The organism is Streptomyces sp. 8N616, assembly GCF_052246385.1.
GTDB lineage: Bacteria > Actinomycetota > Actinomycetes > Streptomycetales > Streptomycetaceae > Streptomyces.
In genome coordinates this window covers 94,829-113,093 of the sequence record NZ_JBQQBY010000019.1, presented here as the reverse complement: position 1 = coordinate 113,093, position 18,265 = coordinate 94,829, and the positions used below count along the sequence as shown (strand labels likewise).

Genomic DNA, 18,265 nt, shown 5'->3' with positions numbered 1-18,265 from the left:
CGGCGGGCCGCTACGTTGTCCCCAATAGGTAGCACGGCTACACAATAGCGTCCCTACAGGAGGTCGGTACCGTGGAGCGCATGACACGGTGGGTGCTCGCTCACCGGTGGTCCGTGGTCCTCGCATGGGTGGTTCTCACCCTCGCCGGAGGAGCCACGGCGAGCAGCACCATCGACAAACTCAGCTACGAGTCACGGCTCCCGGACAAGCCGGCCCAAGAGGCGAACGACACCCTCGCCCAGCGATTCGCCGACACCGGCGGCAAGAACGCCCCGCTGCTCCTTGTGGTGACCGTGCCCGAGGGGACGACCGCCGACAACGCGGCCGTGCGTCAAGAGTGGGGCGCCCTGGTCACCGAGGTGACGCCGCGGGGCGGCCGCAGCGTTTCGTACGCCAGCACCGGCGACGACTCGCTGCTGTCCAAGGACAAGCGCACCACCGTCGCACTGGTCTACCCGCCGGCCAACCCCACCAACGCGCCCTACGCGCAGTCGCTCCCGAGGATCAAGAAGACGGTCGAGCAGACCAGGATCGCGGGTGCGCCGGTCGAGCTGACCGGTCAGCCCGTCCTCTCGGGCCGCGACAGCGGAGCCCAGCGCAGCCCCATCCACGAGACCCTCATCGGCGCCGTCGGCGCCCTGCTGGTGCTCGTCCTGGTCTTCGCCAGTGGCCTCGCGATCGTGCCGGTACTGATGGCCGCGGTGGCGATCCCCACCACCTTCCTGCTCGTCCGCGGCGTCACCGGGATCACCGATGTCTCCTTCATCGTCCAGTTCCTGGTGGCACTCATCGGCCTGGGCATCGCCATCGACTACGCACTCCTCGTCGTCACCCGCTGGCGCGAGGAACGCAACAAACCGGGTGCCGACGGCCCCGAACCCGAGGCGCGCAAGGAAGCGATCGTGCGGTCCGTGGCCAGCGCCGGCCGGGCCGTCGCGCTGAGCGGCGCCACGGTGGCGATCTCACTCGCCGCGCTCGTCGTCCTGCCGGTGCCCTTCCTGCGCAGTGTCGGATACGCGGGTCTGCTCATCCCCCTCGTCAGCGTCGCCGTCGCCCTCACGCTGCTGCCGGTGCTGCTGTATGCGTGGGGCGACACGCTCGACCGGCCGCGTCGGCAGCACCGCCCGGACAGCCGGATGTGGAGCAAGGTCGCCGCGCTCACCACCCGCCGTCCCGCGCTGTGCGCGATCCTCAGCGGCGCGCTGCTGCTCATGCTGGCCGCGCCCGTGCTCGCCCTGCGGCTCGGGCAGCCGGAGACCGCGACGCTCGCCCAGGGCGGCCGGCCCGCCAAGGCCTTCGAGCAGATCGTCGACGCGGGCTTCGGCGAGGGCATAGCCCGCCCTGTCGAGGTACTCGTCGACGCGAACGGCACCGACGCGATGAACGACAAGCTCGCCGGCATCGACGGCGTCGCGGGCAGCGTCGCCCCCGCGGACTGGGCGCGCGACGGCGGCCAGATCGTCGATGTGTGGACCACCGAGGACCCGTCGGGCAGCGGCGGCCGTGACACGGTGTCCACCGTGGTGGACACTGCACGGGAGACCCAGGGCGCACTCGCCGGCGGCGGTCCCGCGCAGGATGCCGACTTCATCGACGCGGTCTACGGATCGCTCGGCCTCATCGTGCTCTTCGTCGCCCTGATCACCTTCATCGTCCTGGCGCGCACGCTGCGTTCGGTGGTGCTCCCGCTGAAGGCGCTGGTGCTCAACGCGCTGTCCACCTGCGCGGCGTACGGCGTGGTCGTCCTCGTCTGGCAGAAGGGCTACGGCAGCGAGGCGCTGTTCGACACCCCGGCCATCGGAGCGGTAACCATCTGGATTCCCATGGCGGTCTTCGCGTTCCTCTTCGGACTCTCCATGGATTACGAGGTGTTCATCCTGCACCGCATCCGGGAGACCCACCTCGACCTGATCGCCAAGGGTGAGCGAAACACCGTGGTGCCGTCCGTCGTGACCGGCATCAGCCGCACCGGACGGCTCGTCACCTCCGCAGCTCTTATCCTCTTCCTGGCCTTCACCGCGCTGGCCAGCATCCCGATCACCGATGTGAAGGTGTTCGCCACCGCACTGGCGGCGGGCATCATCATCGACGCCACCGTGGTCCGGGGCCTGCTCACCCCGGCGCTGGTCACCCTCCTGGGGCGGTCCAACTGGTGGTTCCCCCGCTCCGTGAGCCGGCTGCTCGCCATCCCCGGACAGGCATCCGGCTCAGGTCCCTCTCCCGCCTCCGACGAAGCGGCCTCCGGCCCGGAGCACTCTCCCGAGGCGCCGTCCCCCGCGACCCGGCTCCCCGGAGTGCGGCGGGAAAGCCGCGTCTGACCGCAGGTCACCGCGCCCCGGCGCGGTGACTTATGCGTCCTTTCTCCGGCCTTCATCGGACAGGGTGGTAGGAGCGGTCGAGGCAGCTTCGGCTGGCTCCAGGGTGTCCCCGGCGCCGGGGATAAGGGGTACCGGCTGGCCACCGACCTGCTTGACCCGCAGACGTATCCCGCTGCCGAGTTGGCCGTGTTTCGGCAAGCGCAGGGGAGCGGTCGTTTAGTGGCACTGCCTGGCCCAGGGCCCGATATGGCCCGAGGGTGTTGAAGTGCATCTCGTAGACGGAACCTGCCGTAGATGTCGCGCGTCGCGATCAGTGTCGGGACGAGAGCCCCACGCCAGACGCCAATCCATGGGGTCACGTGAGCGGGAAAACGGCCTCTGACCTGCTAAAACACCGTCGGGACGACAGGATTTGAACCTGCGCCTCCTTGACCCCCAGCGGTCGATTCGTCACCGAAGGGCCTGAACCGGTCCTTGATCCCCATGGGGGTGATGCCGAGATGCGCGTACTCGCCCTCGACCGCATCGATAGAGCCGAGCCCCTCGCTCAACAAGCGAATGACACCCTCCCGCTGCCGCAGACTGCGCGATGCCAAACACATCCACCTCCGGCATTGGCCAGAAAGCCAAAGCGCCCCTCACCATCTTGGCCAACACGCACACCCCTCTCCACCTTCCATTCCGCATCATCAAGGGCCGGAGTGGGAGCTGTGAGAGGAGTGGACTGGTGGACACTGTGCGGACGAGCCCGCGGAGACCGGCGGGTGAGGTCGGGGCTGCGAGCAGGTTGACGCGGCGGCGGGACGTCGCCGATCTGGTTGCCGAGGCCCATGGTGGTGAGCTGCGTCGAACGATGGGGCTCACACAGCTCACGCTGCTCAGCGTGGGCGCCACCCTCGGCACCGGGATCTTCGTCGTCCTCGGCCAGGCGGTGCCCGAGGCGGGCCCCGCCGTCGTGGTCTCCTTCGTGCTCGCCGGGATCACCGCACTGTTCTCCGCCCTGTCCTACGCCGAGCTGGCGGGCATGATCCCGGGCGCCGGATCCTCGTACAGCTATGCCTACGCCACGCTCGGCGAGCTGGTCGCGTGGGTCTGCGGCTGGTGTCTGGTGCTGGAATACGGCGTCTCGGTCGCCGCCGTCGCGGTCGGCTGGGGCCAGTACGTGAACGAGCTGCTGGAGCTCACCGTCGGCTGGACGCTGCCCGAGTCGCTGGCCGCCCCGCCCGGTGGGGGCGGCGTGCTGAACGTTCCGGCCGCCGCGATCGTCGTCCTCGCCATGGTGGTGCTGCTGCGCGGGGCACGCGAGAGCGCCGTCGTCAACACGATCATGGTGGCGGTGAAGGTGGCCGCCCTGGTGATGTTCTGCGCCGTCGCCTTCACCGCGTTCCGCGCCGGGAACTTCCAGCCGCTGTTCCCGCTCGGCATGGCGGGTGTGAGCGCGGGCGCTGCCTCGCTGTTCTTCTCGTACATCGGCTTCGACGCCGCGTCGACGGCCGGTGAGGAGGCGAAGAATCCGCAGCGTGACCTGCCGCGCGCCATCCTCCTCTCCCTCGGGCTGATCACCACGCTGTACTGCGCGGTGGCGATCGCGGCGGTCGGCGCGATGCCGTGGCAGAAGTTCGCAGGTACCGAAGCCACCCTCAGCGAGGTGCTGGTCCGCTCGGTCGGCGGCGGCGACCTGTGGCCGATCCTGCTGTCCGTCGGCGCGGTCGTCGCCACCACGAGCGTCGTCCTCGCCGTGCAGTACGGTCAGACCCGCATCCTGTTCTCGATGGCGCGCGACGGGCTCGTGCCGCCCCTGTTCGCCAAGATCCACCCGAAGACCGGGGTGCCCCGCGCCAACACGGTCATCGTGTCCGCGTTCATCATGGTGCTCGCCGCGCTGGTGCCGCTGGGCGCGCTCGCCGACGCCACCAGCATCGGCACACTGTTCGCGTTCGCGCTGGTCAACTGTGCCGTCCTGATCCTGCGTCGGCGCAGCCCCGAGGCACCGCGCAGCTTCCGGGTACCGCTCGCGCCGGTGACCTGCGTGCTGGGCACGCTGTGCTGCGGCTATGTGATGTGGGGGCTCGGCACCGACACCTGGATCGCCTTCGGCCTGTGGATGGCGGTCGGGTTCGCGATCTACGCGCTCTACGGCATCAAGCACTCCCGGCTGGGCCGGCCCGCCCCGCAGGAGGACACCGCCGCATGACCTCGCTGAACCCGAGCGCCGACCCGGTGGACCTCGCCCGGGCCCTGGTAGACACTCCGTCCGAGAGCGGCGACGAGGCCGACCTCGCCGACGCCGTGGAGTCCGCCCTGCGCGCGTGCGCGCATCTGACGGTCGAACGCATCGGCAACTCCGTCGTGGCCCGCACCGACTCGGGCCGCGCCGAGCGGGTGGTCATCGGCGGCCACCTGGACACCGTCCCGGCCGCCGGTAACCTGCCGTCCCGGCTGGATGGAGAGCTGCTCCACGGGCTCGGGGCGTGCGACATGAAGGGCGGCGTCGCCGTCGCCCTGCGCCTGGCGGCCACCCTCACCGCACCGGTACGCGACGTCAGTTACGTCTTCTACGAGTGCGAGGAGGTCTCCGGCGACCGCAACGGCCTGAACCGTATCGCCGCCGAACGCCCCGACCTGCTCAAGGCGGACCTCGCGATCCTCATGGAGCCGTCCGACGCGGGCGTCGAGGCGGGCTGCCAGGGTGTCCTGAACGCGGACATCAGGGTGCGCGGCGAGCGCGCGCACACCGCCCGCTCCTGGATGGGCGTCAACGCCGCGCACCGAGCGGCCGCCGTGCTCCAGCGCCTCGACGACCACACCGCCGAGCGGATCGTCATCGACGGCCTGGAGTACCGCGAAGGGCTGAACGCGGTCGCTGTCCGCGCGGGCATCGCCGAGAACGTCGTCCCCGACGCCTGCGTGATCACGGTCAACCTGCGCTTCGCCCCGAGCCGATCGGCCGGGCAGGCCGAGGCGTATGTGCGCGGGCTCTTCCCCGAGTACGAGGTCGAGGTCACCGAGGTCGTGCCGGGCGCCCTGCCTGGGCTCGGACAGGGCCCGGTCGCTTCGCTCGTCGAGGTCCTGGGGGCGACTCCCCGCCCCAAACTGGGCTGGACCGACGTCGCCCGCTTCGCCGCGCTCGGCACGCCCGCGCTCAACTACGGCCCGGGTGACCCGACCCTCGCGCACACCGCCGGGGAGTACGTGCCCGTCGCGCAGCTGCGGGAGTGCGAGGCTCGGCTCGCGGCCTGGCTGAGTGGCTGAACGCCAACGGGGGCGCGGCCTCAGGCCGGTGGACCGCACGGCGCAGACCGTCGGAGCCGCGACGCCGACCGGTGAACCCCACCGCGACCTGCCGCGGGTCAGGCCCGGTCGGAGCCCCGGAGCCCTGCGAGCGTCCGCAGCTGCAGCCACAGCACCAACCGCTCGTCCGGGTCGTCCAGATCGATGCCGAGGTGCTCCCGCGCCTGCCTGAGGCGGTACCGGCAGGTGTTGGGGTGCACGGCGAGCAGCTTCGCCGCCCGCGCCATGTCGCATCCGGCGTCCAGCCAGCACACCAGGGTTCTGGCGTAGTCGGTGCCGTGCTCGGTGTCGTACGCCAGGACCTCCCGCCAGGCACCCGCTGTCAACGCCCGTTTCTCGGCGATGAGTTCACGCAGCCGGAGCAGGGTGACACGGGCGCGTACCTCGGTCACAGCAGCGATGTCTTCGTACGGGCCGAGCACCCGCAGGACGAGGTCGGCGTCGTCCCGTGAGCCGCGCACGGCCGCCAGGTCCGGGACCACGTCGCCCAGCCCGGCCCGCACCGGCACCCGCAGCGCCTGACCCGCGCGCCGCACGATGTCCTCGGCGAGCCGCTTGTGCCGCTCCCCACCGCGCTCACCGGCCACCGGCAGCAGCGCGTACACACTCCCGTCCACCAGCGCGCACGCGTGCCGCCCGTACCGTGCCTCGCACTGGAGCCGTACGAGGTCGAGCAGTCGCAGCGCGGTCTGTTCCCCGTCGGGTGCGGACACCGCGCCGTCGAGGGCGAAGGCCACGACACGGACCGGGGTGCCGGCGGCGAGGCCGAGGCGGTGGGCGGCGCCGGCGGGCTCGGCGGTGCCGTCGAGGAGGCGGCGCAGCAGGTCGCTCGTCAGATGCCGGGACAGTTCCTCGCTCGCCCGTGCCCGCAGCAGGAGCAGGGCGGCCGTGGACGCCCCTTGGGTAAGCGCGTCCTCGGCATCGGGGCCGACGTGCCCGTCGTCGACGACCCACATCGACCCCAGCGTCTCGCCGCCGGCGCGGATCGCGACGGCGAGGCGCGGCAGCTCGTCGCCGTCGAGTGCGGCGAGGCGTACGGGTCCGGGGGCGGCGAACAGGACGCGGTACTGCTCGGTGTTCTCCGGGCTGCTCGGCACCTGGCGGCCCAGGATGCCCTGCCGCCGGGCCTCGTCGACGACCTGCCCTGGGACGGTGGAGTAGGCCAGGATCCGCTGGCGGGCGTCCTCGATGACGGTCGCGCCGCCCACGGCCGCGGCCACCGCGTTGGCGAGGGCGAACAGGTCGCCGAAGGCGGCCCCGCTGCCCGCCGGGCCGGGCCGGGAGCCGATCGCGGAGGCCAGCAGCAGATGGACGTGATGCCAGGCGGCGTCCTCGTCGACGGCGAGCAGGGCGAGGCCGTGGGCCTTCGCCGCCGCCACCGTGTCGGGCTGCCCGTCCTTGTCCCGTACGACGAGTCCGGCCATCCCGGCCGCCGCAGCATCGCGTGCCAGCGGCCCGACCTCACCCGCTCGTGCCCCGACCGTCAGCAGCAGGGCGCCGGGCGCGCTGCGCGGAAACGGGGCCCCGGCGTCGTACAGCAGGACCTCGGAGACGGGTGTGGTGAGGCCAGCTGGGGCGGTGAGCACGCGGAGCATGGGCTCGCCGAGGGTGTCGAGAAGTTCCTCGAGGGTGCAGGCGTCCATGGGCGGTCGGGCTCTCCGGTGGGGACGGTCACATAGGGACGATTGGCGTTTTTATCGGACGGTGCCCGCTCAGGGCATTGGCTGATCGCAAGAGGGACATGGGACCTCATTGTGCCTGACGACAATGGCCGACGGCCTGTGGCCCTGGAAACTCAAGGCATGACACCTGTGACGATCTCCGCCGCCGGGTCCGGGGCGGCGGCCGGTGCGCCGAACGTGGGCGTCCTCGCCGGGGACGTGGCCCGTAGCGCCGCGGATGCAGCCCGCGCGGTCGGGGGAGCAGCCCACATGGCCGGGGAAGCTGCCCGCATCGCCTGGGAGGGCGTCGCCGACGCCGCGGCCCGTGCTGCCGGGGTCACGGTCCGTACCGTGCACGACGTGGCCGGTATCCGTGCCGTGGCCGACTTCTTCGCCGATGTGTGGCAGACGCCGCGCGCCACCCCGCCCTACCCCTCGGAGGTGCTGCACAGCCTGGTGCACGCCGGTGGCGCGGTGCACGCGGCGTACTGCGCCGGGCCGTCGGGCGAACGGCTCGCCGGGGCGGCGGTGGCGGTGTTCGGGCCGCCCGCCGAGCGGGACGTGTACTCGTTCGTGGCGGCGGCGACCGCGTCCGGCCGGGGCGTCGGCTTCGCGGTCAAGCAGGCGCAGCGGCTGTGGGCGCTGGAGCGGGGCGCCACCACCATGCGCTGGACCTTCGACCCGCTGGTCAGCCGCAACGCCCGCTTCAACCTGGTCAAGCTGGGCGCCGTCGGCAGCGAGTACCTGGTCGACTTCTACGGGCCGATGAGCGACGGCGTGAACAACGGCGACGAGAGCGACCGGCTGACCGTCGTGTGGGACCTGGCGACGGGGACCACACGGACGGACGACCCCGCCGAGGGCCGCTCCGCCGCCGACGTCGTTCACCGGGCACCGGACGGCGGCCCGCTCGCCCTGCGCGACGCGGACAGGCTGTGGTGCCGCGTGCCCGAGGACATCGTCGCGCTGCGCGCCGCCGACCCGGCGCTCGCGCTCGACTGGCGGCACGCCGTGCGCGAGGTCTTCACCGAGGCGTACGCCGAGGGCCTGCGCGCGACGGCCATGTCTCGGGACGGCTGGTACCTGCTGACCCGCCGGTCCCCCGCCCTCCCGACGATGGAGACCAGCGCCGAGGCCACCGTCGAGACCCCTTCCGAGGCCACTTCCAAGATCCCGCGCGAATCCGCTTCCGAGGAGCAGGAATGAAGCTCGAACGCGTCGAACTGCTCCACGTCGCCATCCCGCTCGTCACCCCGTTCCGTACCTCCTTCGGGACGATGACCAGCAAGGACGCCTTCCTGCTGCACGTGGTGACCGACGAGGCCGAGGGCTGGTCGGAGTTCGCTGCCGACCCGGAGCCGCTGTACTGCTCGGAGTTCGTCGCCGGCGCCGAGATCGTCATCCGGGACTTCCTGCTGCCGCGCGTCGTCGCCCTGCCCGAGCCGACGACCGCGGCCGTCGCCCCCGCCATGGCCTCCGTCAAGGGCCATGAACTCGCCAAGGCCGCCCTTGAAACCGCCCTCCTGGACGCCGAACTGCGCGCCTACGGGATGTCACTGGCGACCTTTCTCGGCTCGGTCCACGAACGGGTGCCCGCCGGGGTCTCGGTCGGCATCAAGAACTCCGTGCCCGAACTGCTCGACGACGTCGAGCGGTACCTCGCCGAGGGCTACATCCGCATCAAGCTGAAGATCGAGCCGGGCTGGGACGTCGAGCCGGTGCGCGCCGTACGCGAGCGCTTCGGCGACGGACTCCCGCTCCAGGTCGACGCCAACACCGCCTACACGCTCGCCGACGCCGAGCACCTGCGGAAGCTCGACGACTTCGGGCTGCTGCTGATCGAGGAGCCGCTGGAGGAGGACAACCTCCACGCCCACGCCCAGCTCCAGAAGCGTCTGGCCACCCCGGTCTGCCTGGACGAATCGATCCACTCCGCGCGCGACGCGGCGTCCGCGATCGCGATGGGCGCCTGCCGGGTCGTCAACGTCAAACCGGCACGCGTCGGCGGCTATCCGGAAGCCCGTCGCATCCACGACGTGGCCGCCGCCCACGGCGTGCCGGTGTGGTGCGGCGGAATGCTGGAGACGGGCATCGGCCGCGCCCCCAACCTGGCGCTCGCCGCCCTCCCGGGCTTCACCCTCCCCGGCGACACCTCCGCCTCCAGCCGGTACTTCGCCGAGGACATCACCGAACCGTTCGTCCTCCAGGACGGCCACCTGCCCGTACCCACCGCCCCGGGCATCGGCATCGCCCCGCTGCCGGACGCGCTTGCCCGGTTCACGACGGCGACTCGGGAGTTGTACGCGGGACGGCGGTGATCACGGGACGGTGGTGACGGGGGCGGGGCCGGTGCCGCTTGGGTGTGCCCTCCCGGGTACTTGGGGCGCGTCAACGCCGTCGAGGGCCGCACCGCACCCGCGGGCCCGACGGCGCACACGCCGACCGGGCGGCCGGCATGATGGAGGACCAGGCCGCCCGGCGGCTGCGGTCAGCGCAGGGATTTCCAGAAGTCGTAACGGTGGTCCTTGGCGAAGTCCACGGGGTGGATGCCGCCTGGCCCTGAGGCGAGGGACTGCGCGTTCAGTGCCACCGGGGTGGTGGGCGTCCAGTCCGCCTTGCCCGTGCGGGCGAAGTCCGTCCAGATGCGGATCATCTCGTTGGACAGGCCCTGCTGCGACGGGGTGAGGGACTCGTAGGCGTCGAGCTCGAAGAGGTACGGAAGCTCAAAGGTGTGCGCGGCTCCCACCTCGAAATCGGGCTTCTGGTAGTTCGGATCCGAGTACCAAGGGACATCGCTGTCCGCGAATTCGTAGGTGTACGTGGGCACGTGGCCGGACAGCGCCCGACCATTGTCGACGGAGTGCCGGGCCCAGTTGCCGTCCGTCAGGGCCGCCGCTAGGGCCAGGGCCGGTGAGTTGTCGTAGGCGCTGATGGGATAGTGGGCGGCGATGACGGAGGCTTGCTCCTTGCCGAACTCTTCTTCCAGGCGCATGCGGTAGTCGGCCTGATCGATCTGCGCGTCCGGGTCGCCGGTGGCGGCCTTCTTGGCCAGCTCAAGGCCGTAGACCCTGGCCCGCTCCTCGTCGCGGTTGATGCCCTGAAGCACCGGGACCTTGTTGAACTGCCCGGTGGCGAACGCCTCCCGGGGGGTTCGGGGCAGCAGCCCGCCTCCGTAGACAGGCGTGTATTCGGGGCCCATACCGAAGGGATTCACCAGTTGCTGGGGGGAGGCGGTACGCCAGTCGTCCAGACTGTGCTCCTTCTCGATCTCGGCGGCGGTCGCCACGCCCTCCGCCAGGGCGTCCTCTCGGTCTCGTTGGCCCATGGTGGCCGTGCACGGGGCGCTCTGTTGGATGACCCGGTCGAAGAGGCCGGCCGATGACGGGGCGACCAGATGGGCGCAGGTGCTGTAGCCGCCGGCGGACTGGCCGAAGAGCGTGACGTTGTCCGGGTCGCCGCCGAAGGCGGTTGCGTTGCGCTGCACCCAGCGCAAGGCCGCCTGCTGGTCGAGGAAGCCGTAGTTGCCGGACTCACCGCGCTTGTCCAGGTCCGGATGGGCGAGGTAGCCCAGGGCGGCGAGCCGGTAGTTGACCGTCACCACGATCACATCGCCCTGGGCGGCGAGCCGCTGGGCACCGTGCATGGCGCCCGCGCCGTCCGTGTGGTCGCCGCCGTGCAGATAGACCATCACGGGCCGTGGCTTGGTGGAGGCGGAGCGCGGAGTGGTGACGTTGACGAAGAGGCAGTCCTCGTCGTCGGACTTGGGCCCGACCGGCGGAGTGAGGCCTGTCTGAGGGCAGGCGGCGCCGGGCTCGGTGGAGTCCCGGACGCCGTGCCACCTCTTGGCGGGTGCGGGGGGCGCCCAGCGGCGCTCGCTGGTGGGCGGGGCGGCGTAAAGCGTGTTGCAGAACGCCGTGATCAGGGCATTTCTCTTGTATGGGTGGGGTGTTGAGGGCCGAGCGGGTGTGGGTGGAGACGTTCACGGGCCTGCGGTCCGAGCAGTTCGGTCGGCTGCTGAAGGCGGTCCGGGAACGCGGTGGCGATGGCTGCGGGTGGGGCCGTCCGTGGCGGCTGCCGCTGGCCGAACGCGTGCTCCTGGTCGCGGTCTACTACCGCACGAACCTCACCATGCGACAGCTCGCCCCGCTATTCGGCGTCTCGCCGGCGACCGTCTGCCGGGTAATCCAGCGGCTCGGGCCACTCCTCGCACTCGAGCCGGTCCGCGCGCGGTCAGACGCCACTGATCGGTTGTGGATCGTGGACGGCACCCTCGTCCCGGTCCGCGACCGCAGCGTGGGTTCCTCCTCGCGCAACTACCGCTTCTCGGCGAATGTGCAGGTCATTGTGGACGCGGACACCAGGCTCGTGATCGCCACCGCCCGACCGGTACCCGGCACGACCGCGGACGTGAAAGCCTGGCGCGACTCCGGCCTGGCCGAGCATTGCGCGGGCGTGACCGTGCTCGGCGACGGCGCCTACATCAACACCGGCCTCGTCGTCCCGCACCGCAAACGCCCCGGACGCCCCCTGCTGAAGGGCGAGGAAGAGGACAATGCCGCCCACCGCAAAGTCCGCGCCCGCGTGGAACACGTCATCGGCCGCATGAAGAACTACAAGATTCTCCGCGACTGCAGGCAGCGCGGCGACGGCCTCCACCACGCCGTACAGGCCGTCGCCCGCATGCACAACCTCGCCCTCGCCTCATGACCAGGTACGCCAACAGCCCAGCTCAAGCTGCCTGATCACGGCGTTCTGCAACACGCTTTAGTACTCCAGTTGTAGATCGTGATCCGAGAGAGGCGCGTCGGCGAGGGACGGCCGTTATTCCAGCCACATTCCGTCGCGCATGATGACTCTCCCGCGTAGTTCCGGCTCGCCGCGCCAAGCGCGCACAGTCCTCGGGGCCACGCGTACATATAGAAAGGAACCCTCTTCCACGCGCGGATCCCACCCGAACTTGTCGGCGAAGGCCTCCGCTGCGTCTCCGGGCACCTCCTGGTCCGGGAAGCACTCCGCCTCCCCCTGGAGGAGCACCACGTCGAAGGTGTCCGGTAGCGCCAGGCGCACGCGCGGCTCTTTGCGGACGTTCCGCGCAGTCACGGAAGTGGCGCTGGTGCACACCCACACTGCTCGTCCATCCCACAAGAACCACAGCGGCACCTGGTGCGGCCCGTGATCAGGGTGAGCCGTCGACACCCATACATCCCGCTCGGTAACGAGCCGCTCCAGAGCGTCGCGCATACGCTCCGCCGTCTGGCGGCGAACGATTCCCGTGGTCTCCATGAGGACCGACCCTAGCCAGCAGGCGCGAAGCGCGCCTGAGGCGCAGGACCTACTCCCAGCGACCGATGAACCCCTCAGCTTTTGGCTCGGGGCGACCAACTTCGGTGCTCAGGGTGGCCAGCGGAAGTGCTCAGTCACGCTTGTCTCCGGTAGTGGCTGGCTCGTGATCGCGCCTGGTGGCTGCGTCGCCAGGCGGACCAGCTGAGCCGGTGGGCCGGGCCGTGAGCGGGCCGGACAACAACACTGATGAACAGGCGCTGGATCTCGTTACAGGTCAGCGGGATCAGGTTGGCCGGCGTGGGGCGGTGTGCGTGTTCGTCGGCGCGGACGACGGCGAGGAAGGCATGGGCCAGCATCGCGAAGGTGACCCAGCGGGCCCAGGACGTGTAGCGGCGGACCTGGTGCTCATCCAGTCCGGCCAGCCCCTTCTCACTTTGGAAGGTCTCCTCCACCCGCCATCTGGAACCTGCGACCTTGACCAGGGTGGCGAGGGATGCCGACGTGGTGGAGTGACAGCGGTAATAGGCGAGTTCACCGGTGGTGCGGTTGCGGCGGATCAGCAACTGGTGGTGGCCCGGTGCCGCCTCGGCGAGGTCGATGACGGCCCAGTCGTAGAACCGCTGTCCCTTCGCGCCACGTCCGGCCGAGAGCTTCTGCCAGGCCCGCTTCGGCACCTTCTTCACCAGCGCATCAGCGCGGAAGGTGCCTGCGCCGGTGGTCATTTCTGCTGAGCAGGCCACCGCGAGGACGTAGCCGATGCCGCGTTTTCCCAGCGCGGATCGCAGTTTCGGGTTGCCGCCGTAGACTTCGTCACCCGTGACCCAGCCGACGCGGTGTCCAGTGTCCAGGAACCGTTCGATCATCACCCGGGCCAGTTCTGGCTTGGTCGCGAAGACGGTGTCCTCGCTGAGCCCCGCGGCCCGGCAGCGGTCCGGATCGCAGGTCCAGGAGCGCGGGATGTACAGCTCTCGGTCCACCGTCGCGTGCCCGCGCTCGCCGGCGTAGACGAGGTAGACGGCGACCTGGGAGTTCTCGATCCGCCCGGCGGTGCCGGTGTATTGGCGCTGGACCCCGACGGTGCGTGTGCCCTTCTTCACGTCGCCGGTCTCGTCGACGACCAGCACAGCGGCCTCGTCGTGGAGGTGCTCGACGACGTACTCGCGCACGTCGTCGCGGACGGCCTCGGCATCCCAGGCGGCCCTGCACAGCAGATGCTGCATGCCGTGCGGGGTGGCCTCCCCGGCCCACTCTGCGATCGTCCAGCAGTTCTTGCGCGGCAGATCCGACAGCAGGCCCAGCACCAAGCGCTTGGCCCGGAGGCGGGGTTCGACCCGCGCGAACCGCCCGGCTATCCGGCTCATCAGGCCATCGAACGCCTCCTGCCAGCGGGCAGGGTCTACACTGTGACCTGCGGCCACCGCGTGATCGTTTGTCTTCACACACCGATGATCAACGTGGCCGCACCCGTCTCCACAGCGCGTCAGGGTCGCGCAGCGTCCGCATGCGGTCCTGTGTCAGGAGGACATGTGCAACGTGGCGAAGTCTGGTGGGTCGAGTTCGACGAGCGGCGGCCGGTCGTACTGCTGTCGGAAGGCGACGCGTCCAGGATCCGGGTGATGCAGGTCGTGGCTCCGGCGGGCGTCGACATCAGCGGTCTGGGCGTCGAAGTGGCAGTAGGCGCCAAGGAAGGACTGCCCTTTGAAGGCGTGCTGCGGTTCGCGTTCCCGTGTCCGGGCTTTACCCCTTGCACGTGGCTGACCACCGTGTCCCGAGACGACCTGATCGAGCGGGCGGGCGCCCTGCCCTACGCGAAACTCAACGAGATTGAGGATGCCCTCCGACTCGCTGGACAGGCGAAGGAGCGGACCCCGGCGACGACCGCGAAGCTCAGCGAATTAAGGGACGCCCTCCGTCTCGGTGGACTTGAGTAGTCGGGTAGGCGGAGAAGGAACGGACACCCTCGGTGGCGTGGTCGATCTCGTCCAGATGATCGACACTGACCACCTGTCTCCTCGGCGCCCCTCACCATCGAGAACACGATCTACGGCTGGAGTATTAGGCTGATCGCATGTGGGAAACCCGTGCAGTCGGTGCCTTAGTCGGAGCAACCCTTGCCTTTGCTTTGGCCGGGTGTGGCGGCTCCTCGTCGGAGGATTCGGCTACCGACAAGGCGTCATCCTCACCGAGGGCGTCGCACTCCCGGAGCAGTGGCCCCGACCAAAGCAGCAATTCGTCGTTGTCACCTGCGAAGACCGCCCGCGAAGCCGCACGACAGTTCAGCCAAGCTGTGGCGGATGGAAACGCGGATCTCGCCTGTGGATTGGCCGACCCCCGTCTGCGGGCGGGAAGGTTTGGTGCGCCGTGCAGTGAGGCCCTTGCCGAACTCACCCACGATGATCGGTACGTCTTCCCTCAGGCTGCCTGCGTTGTTGACCTCGCCAATTATGAGACTGGCAGCGACCCACAGGACACCCCCGACTCTGTGCGTGTCGATATCAACTGCCCAGACGGGTACACGTGGGTGCGTGTCAACCGCATCGGGGAGACCTGGCGTGTGGCGGATGTCAACGTGAACTAAGGGCTCGCAGATAATCAACGTGTTGCTTCCCGCGCTGGGGCTCGTTGATGTGTGTGCGCGTTCCTGATGAGATCCCAGTGCGTCGGCTGCTGATTGGGGGAGGCCCGGATTCTGCGGCATGGCGGGATTCGCGCGGTTGCGCGGGCGTGTCCTGTTCGAAAAATCCGGTTTCGCAGTTGGTCAAGAACTCCGGTGCCAGCAGGTGACCTCATGCGGCACGGTGGTACTCGTTGATTAGACCGCCGAGAAGCCGGACACGCCTAATCTGGCCCTCCAGCGGGAACACCGAGGCCGACTTCCTGGTCTCTAGGGCCCCAGGCGCCCGCTGCTGCAGGGATTGGTGCGGCCGATGCCCGATGTAGTGGTTGGTATAGGTGTCCAAGACGGCACGCAGATGCCGCTCCCCCATAATGAGCATCCGGTCGGTGCACTCGCGGCGGACGCTGCCCACCCAGCTCGGACGCTCGGGGGCGCGATCGGAGTGCGAGGCGGCCCCCGCCGGATGTGTGCGCGCTGCTCAGTGCGCTGACCTGCCCTCTGGCCTCCTTGGCCGGGTGTGCCCGGACAACCGCGAATCGGCCGGCAAGCAGCCCACCAGCCGCACCCGGCACGGCGATCCGTGGCTCAAGGCTGCGCTCGGGCAGGCCGCCTGCACCGCCGCCCGCACCAAGAACACCTACCTCGCCGCCCGCTGCCGGCGCCTGGTCGCCCGCCAAGCGGCAAACGCCGGGCCCTGGTCGCGCTGGAACACTCAATCGGGCTCGCGATCTGGCACATGCTCACCTCCGTCGTCCCGCACGACGACTTCGGCGGCGGCTACTTCCTCGAGCGCACCGGCAAGACCCGCGCCACCCGACGGCTGGTCAGCCAGCTCAACCAACTCGGCTACCTGGTCGCCCTCCAGCCCGTCGAAGCGGCCTGACCAGCCACGGCGATATGTGCCACTGAAGAATTTTCGTGTCACGACAGGCTAAGTTCAGGCCCGTGTTCAACCCGCACATCCGCCTCCTCCAGGAATTAACGGACGAGCAGGCCCGTCTCTCCACAGAACCCGGGCCGGTTGATTGCCCAACACTACGGAGTCGCTGCGGGCGAGTGTGTGGTGGTGCCCGCGACACGCTTTTCGAGGAGCGCGATCTTTCCGTCCAAGGGGTGGGGCATGTGGGGCCAGATGTCTACCTTGACGCTGAGCTGGACGCGAGGCGCTTTGGCGGCGACAGCTTCGGTAGCTCGTTTGATCACGTCCATGACCTCGTCCCATTCACCTTCGATCATTGTGTACATGGAGTCCGACCGGTTCGGGAGGCTGGATTCACGGACTATCTTCACAGCGTCAGCAATGTAGTCGGCGACGGTTGCTTCCACGCCCATGGGGGTCAAAGCGAAGGCGACGAGCACGGTGTTCTTCCTCTCGTTAGCTCGCCCTGGCGAGCGACTTCTTATACGAACGAACGGCGGGTGATGCATAAGCCTCTGCGACCCGCAACAGATAGCTGATCTCGTCGGCGAGATCGCTCGCGCCGGCGCCAGCGAGGTTGGCTATCTGGGGCTGGGGGGCCATGCCGTCATGCTTGGCCTGCAGAGCGGCGGTGAGCCAGCAGGCGGTCACGTGAACATCGCTCAAGTGCTCAGGGACGGCTTGGTCGGTGGCGTGCTGCCGTGCCAGATCGAGGGCGGTCGGCGTGACATAGTTCCGCAACACGATCATTGTGTCTCTGATCTCGATCACTCGACGGTATAGGCGGAGCTGGAGTGGGACCGCCATGCCACGAAAGCGATGACCGGGTCCGAGGATGACATCCGGGCTGGCAGTGATGAGGTCCAGCCACAAGTGGGCGAGCGCCCGGTACGACCTCCCATCCCGCCAGCGGTCGTGCACCTGGGCCAGGACAGGTATCGCAACCCCCACGGCCATGAACAAGGCTTCGACGCCGGTGACTGGCGAGAACAGCGAGCCGATGGCTGGCGAACGGGTCTGCAGGTAGGCAAGTTTGAGAACCCACAGCAAGTCCGCCAGGAGCATGCCGGTGCCAAACAGACGCAGTCCATAGCGTAATAGCCGCGGGGTGTCGTGCCGGCCGTAGCCCCAGCACACGAGCCCGCAGGTGGTGTCCGCAGCCAGATGGAAGGAGAAAAAGACCCACCAGTATGCATCCGGAACGCTCGGCGTTGCGGTTGAGGGGGCGATTGCGTTGCGGACGTGCGGAGGAGCATGGGCGTCGAGGAGGAGCAGAGTGATCATCACAGTGGCGGCGGCACCGAATACCAGAGTGGTATGCCGCTGCCGTCCTGCAGCTCCGAAGATGAACCACAGCACCGCGGCGGCGTCAATGGCACCGAACAGGTGCGTCGCCATGTCGATCGAGTGCGCATTCGGGGCCACATGCGCTAGAGCAGCCGTGACGGGTTCGAGATGTGTCGACATTGCAAGGGCGATCATGACGATCGCGAACCACAAGGGCCGCTGCTCCCGATCGGCTATGCCCTGCCGAGCGCGCACAGCCGCCACCACCCACAGGGCGGTGATGCCGACGCTCTCTATGTACGTGGGCACGATGCTCCCGAGTGGCGAGCCGTCCGCAGTCCCATGGCGGACTCCAGCCCGCCAAGCATTCCGGAGAGCAGTGTCGCGGCGGGCACACGGCCAGCAGCCTCTAAGATGAGGCTAGCGATCATCTCCGCTTCCTGTTCCTGCTGGTCAGAGTATCGGATTCGGGGCAGCGCCTGACGGATGGACTCCGGGTCTGCGATATCGATGTGCCGATACAATCGCTGGTCGTCGCCAGCCGACCGGTGGTTGCACACCACGTGCCCGATCTCGTGCACGATGATGTGCTCCTGATGCAGGGGGCTGGTTTGCGAGTCGTAGAAGATGTAGTCCCCGTACTCGGCGACGAGCCACATGCCTGATGGAGTATTGGGAACCGATGGCGTCGGAAACGGGAGCAGATGCAGCGGACGGGCCCGCTCCCGCGCGAGTTGGTCACAGAGCTCCTGTGCGGAGAAAGGCTCAGGTAAGAGGATCTCACTGATCACCTTCTGACACCGGCGGCGCAGGCGTCTCCAGCGCATTTCTGTCGAATCTCCAGGGTTCGTCGGAGCGGGAGGGCACATGATTCGGTAGCCGCGCCACG

At 69.2% G+C, this 18,265-nt stretch carries 15 protein-coding genes and 1 pseudogene; 8 read left to right on the top strand and 8 right to left on the bottom strand.

The genetic code is table 11. The features are described from left to right. The first annotated feature begins 80 nt into the window (after window positions 1–80). The 3 genes from ACTWQC_RS19080 (at window position 81) to dapE (ending at window position 5,570) form a co-directional block, all read left to right on the top strand. Entirely contained in the window at window positions 81–2,318 is a 2,238-nt protein-coding gene (locus ACTWQC_RS19080; protein WP_443316924.1) for an MMPL family transporter, read from the top strand. A 727-nt stretch (window positions 2,319–3,045) separates the two neighbouring features. After that, on the top strand, window positions 3,046–4,512 hold the full coding sequence (locus ACTWQC_RS19075; RefSeq protein ID WP_443316923.1) for an amino acid permease: 1,467 nt from the start codon (window positions 3,046–3,048) through the stop codon (window positions 4,510–4,512). Continuing rightward, the gene (gene dapE, locus ACTWQC_RS19070) at window positions 4,509–5,570 is read left to right on the top strand and encodes a succinyl-diaminopimelate desuccinylase (RefSeq protein ID WP_443316922.1); all 1,062 of its coding nucleotides are present in this window, start codon (window positions 4,509–4,511) and stop codon (window positions 5,568–5,570) included. Before ACTWQC_RS19075 ends, dapE begins: the two co-directional genes overlap by 4 nt. Window positions 5,571–5,668: 98 nt before the next feature. On the opposite strand, the gene ACTWQC_RS19065 is transcribed toward dapE, so the two are convergent. After that, window positions 5,669–7,252, bottom strand: a complete 1,584-nt coding sequence (locus tag ACTWQC_RS19065; RefSeq protein ID WP_443316921.1) for a PucR family transcriptional regulator — start codon at window positions 7,250–7,252, stop codon at window positions 5,669–5,671. Window positions 7,253–7,411: 159 nt separating this feature from the next. On the opposite strand from ACTWQC_RS19065, the gene ACTWQC_RS19060 reads away from it, so the two are divergent. After that, window positions 7,412–8,476: a chorismate synthase gene (locus ACTWQC_RS19060; RefSeq protein WP_443316920.1), complete on the top strand. Its 1,065-nt coding sequence runs from the start codon at window positions 7,412–7,414 to the stop codon at window positions 8,474–8,476. Beyond that, the gene (gene menC / locus ACTWQC_RS19055; RefSeq protein WP_443316919.1) at window positions 8,473–9,588 is read left to right on the top strand and encodes an o-succinylbenzoate synthase; all 1,116 of its coding nucleotides are present in this window, start codon (window positions 8,473–8,475) and stop codon (window positions 9,586–9,588) included. Before ACTWQC_RS19060 ends, menC begins: the two co-directional genes overlap by 4 nt. A 170-nt stretch (window positions 9,589–9,758) precedes the next feature. Here the strand turns inward: menC and ACTWQC_RS19050 are convergent, their stop codons facing one another. Next, window positions 9,759–11,189: a carboxylesterase/lipase family protein gene (locus ACTWQC_RS19050; protein ID WP_443316979.1), complete on the bottom strand. Its 1,431-nt coding sequence runs from the start codon at window positions 11,187–11,189 to the stop codon at window positions 9,759–9,761. Window positions 11,190–11,206: 17 nt separating this feature from the next. Between ACTWQC_RS19050 and ACTWQC_RS19045 the strand changes: the two genes are divergently transcribed. Then, entirely contained in the window at window positions 11,207–11,977 is a 771-nt protein-coding gene (locus tag ACTWQC_RS19045) for a transposase family protein (RefSeq protein ID WP_443316918.1), read from the top strand. A gap of 114 nt (window positions 11,978–12,091) precedes the next feature. On the opposite strand, the gene ACTWQC_RS19040 is transcribed toward ACTWQC_RS19045, so the two are convergent. Together ACTWQC_RS19040 and ACTWQC_RS19035 are read right to left on the bottom strand one after the other, a co-directional pair. Further along, window positions 12,092–12,553, bottom strand: coding sequence for a pyridoxamine 5'-phosphate oxidase family protein (locus ACTWQC_RS19040; protein WP_443316917.1), 462 nt, complete (start codon window positions 12,551–12,553; stop codon window positions 12,092–12,094). A gap of 134 nt (window positions 12,554–12,687) precedes the next feature. Next, on the bottom strand, window positions 12,688–13,914 hold the full coding sequence (locus tag ACTWQC_RS19035) for an IS701 family transposase (protein ID WP_443316978.1): 1,227 nt from the start codon (window positions 13,912–13,914) through the stop codon (window positions 12,688–12,690). Window positions 13,915–14,079: 165 nt separating this feature from the next. Between ACTWQC_RS19035 and ACTWQC_RS19030 the strand changes: the two genes are divergently transcribed. Then, complete coding sequence (locus ACTWQC_RS19030; RefSeq protein WP_443316916.1) at window positions 14,080–14,484, top strand: type II toxin-antitoxin system PemK/MazF family toxin; 405 nt, start codon at window positions 14,080–14,082, stop codon at window positions 14,482–14,484. Window positions 14,485–15,339: 855 nt separating this feature from the next. Here the strand turns inward: ACTWQC_RS19030 and ACTWQC_RS19025 are convergent. Next, window positions 15,340–15,582 carry an integrase core domain-containing protein gene (locus ACTWQC_RS19025; RefSeq protein WP_443316915.1) on the bottom strand — a complete coding sequence of 81 codons (243 nt, stop codon included), beginning with the start codon at window positions 15,580–15,582 and terminating at the stop codon, window positions 15,340–15,342. A 103-nt stretch (window positions 15,583–15,685) separates the two neighbouring features. Between ACTWQC_RS19025 and ACTWQC_RS19020 the strand changes: the two are divergent. Continuing rightward, window positions 15,686–16,053, top strand: a pseudogene (locus tag ACTWQC_RS19020) (transposase); the annotation flags it as partial. 152 nt (window positions 16,054–16,205) lie between these two features. Here ACTWQC_RS19020 and ACTWQC_RS19015 read toward each other — a convergent pair. The 3 genes from ACTWQC_RS19015 to ACTWQC_RS19005 are packed head-to-tail and all read right to left on the bottom strand — an operon-like array spanning window position 16,206 to window position 18,167. Next, window positions 16,206–16,529 carry an MTH1187 family thiamine-binding protein gene (locus ACTWQC_RS19015; protein ID WP_443316914.1) on the bottom strand — a complete coding sequence of 108 codons (324 nt, stop codon included), beginning with the start codon at window positions 16,527–16,529 and terminating at the stop codon, window positions 16,206–16,208. Window positions 16,530–16,545: 16 nt separating this feature from the next. Then, the gene (locus ACTWQC_RS19010; protein WP_443316913.1) at window positions 16,546–17,685 is read right to left on the bottom strand and encodes an MAB_1171c family putative transporter; all 1,140 of its coding nucleotides are present in this window, start codon (window positions 17,683–17,685) and stop codon (window positions 16,546–16,548) included. Continuing rightward, on the bottom strand, window positions 17,670–18,167 hold the full coding sequence (locus ACTWQC_RS19005; protein ID WP_443316911.1) for a hypothetical protein: 498 nt from the start codon (window positions 18,165–18,167) through the stop codon (window positions 17,670–17,672). The genes ACTWQC_RS19010 and ACTWQC_RS19005 overlap by 16 nt, the downstream gene beginning before the upstream one ends. Between the last annotated feature and the right edge of the window lie 98 nt (window positions 18,168–18,265).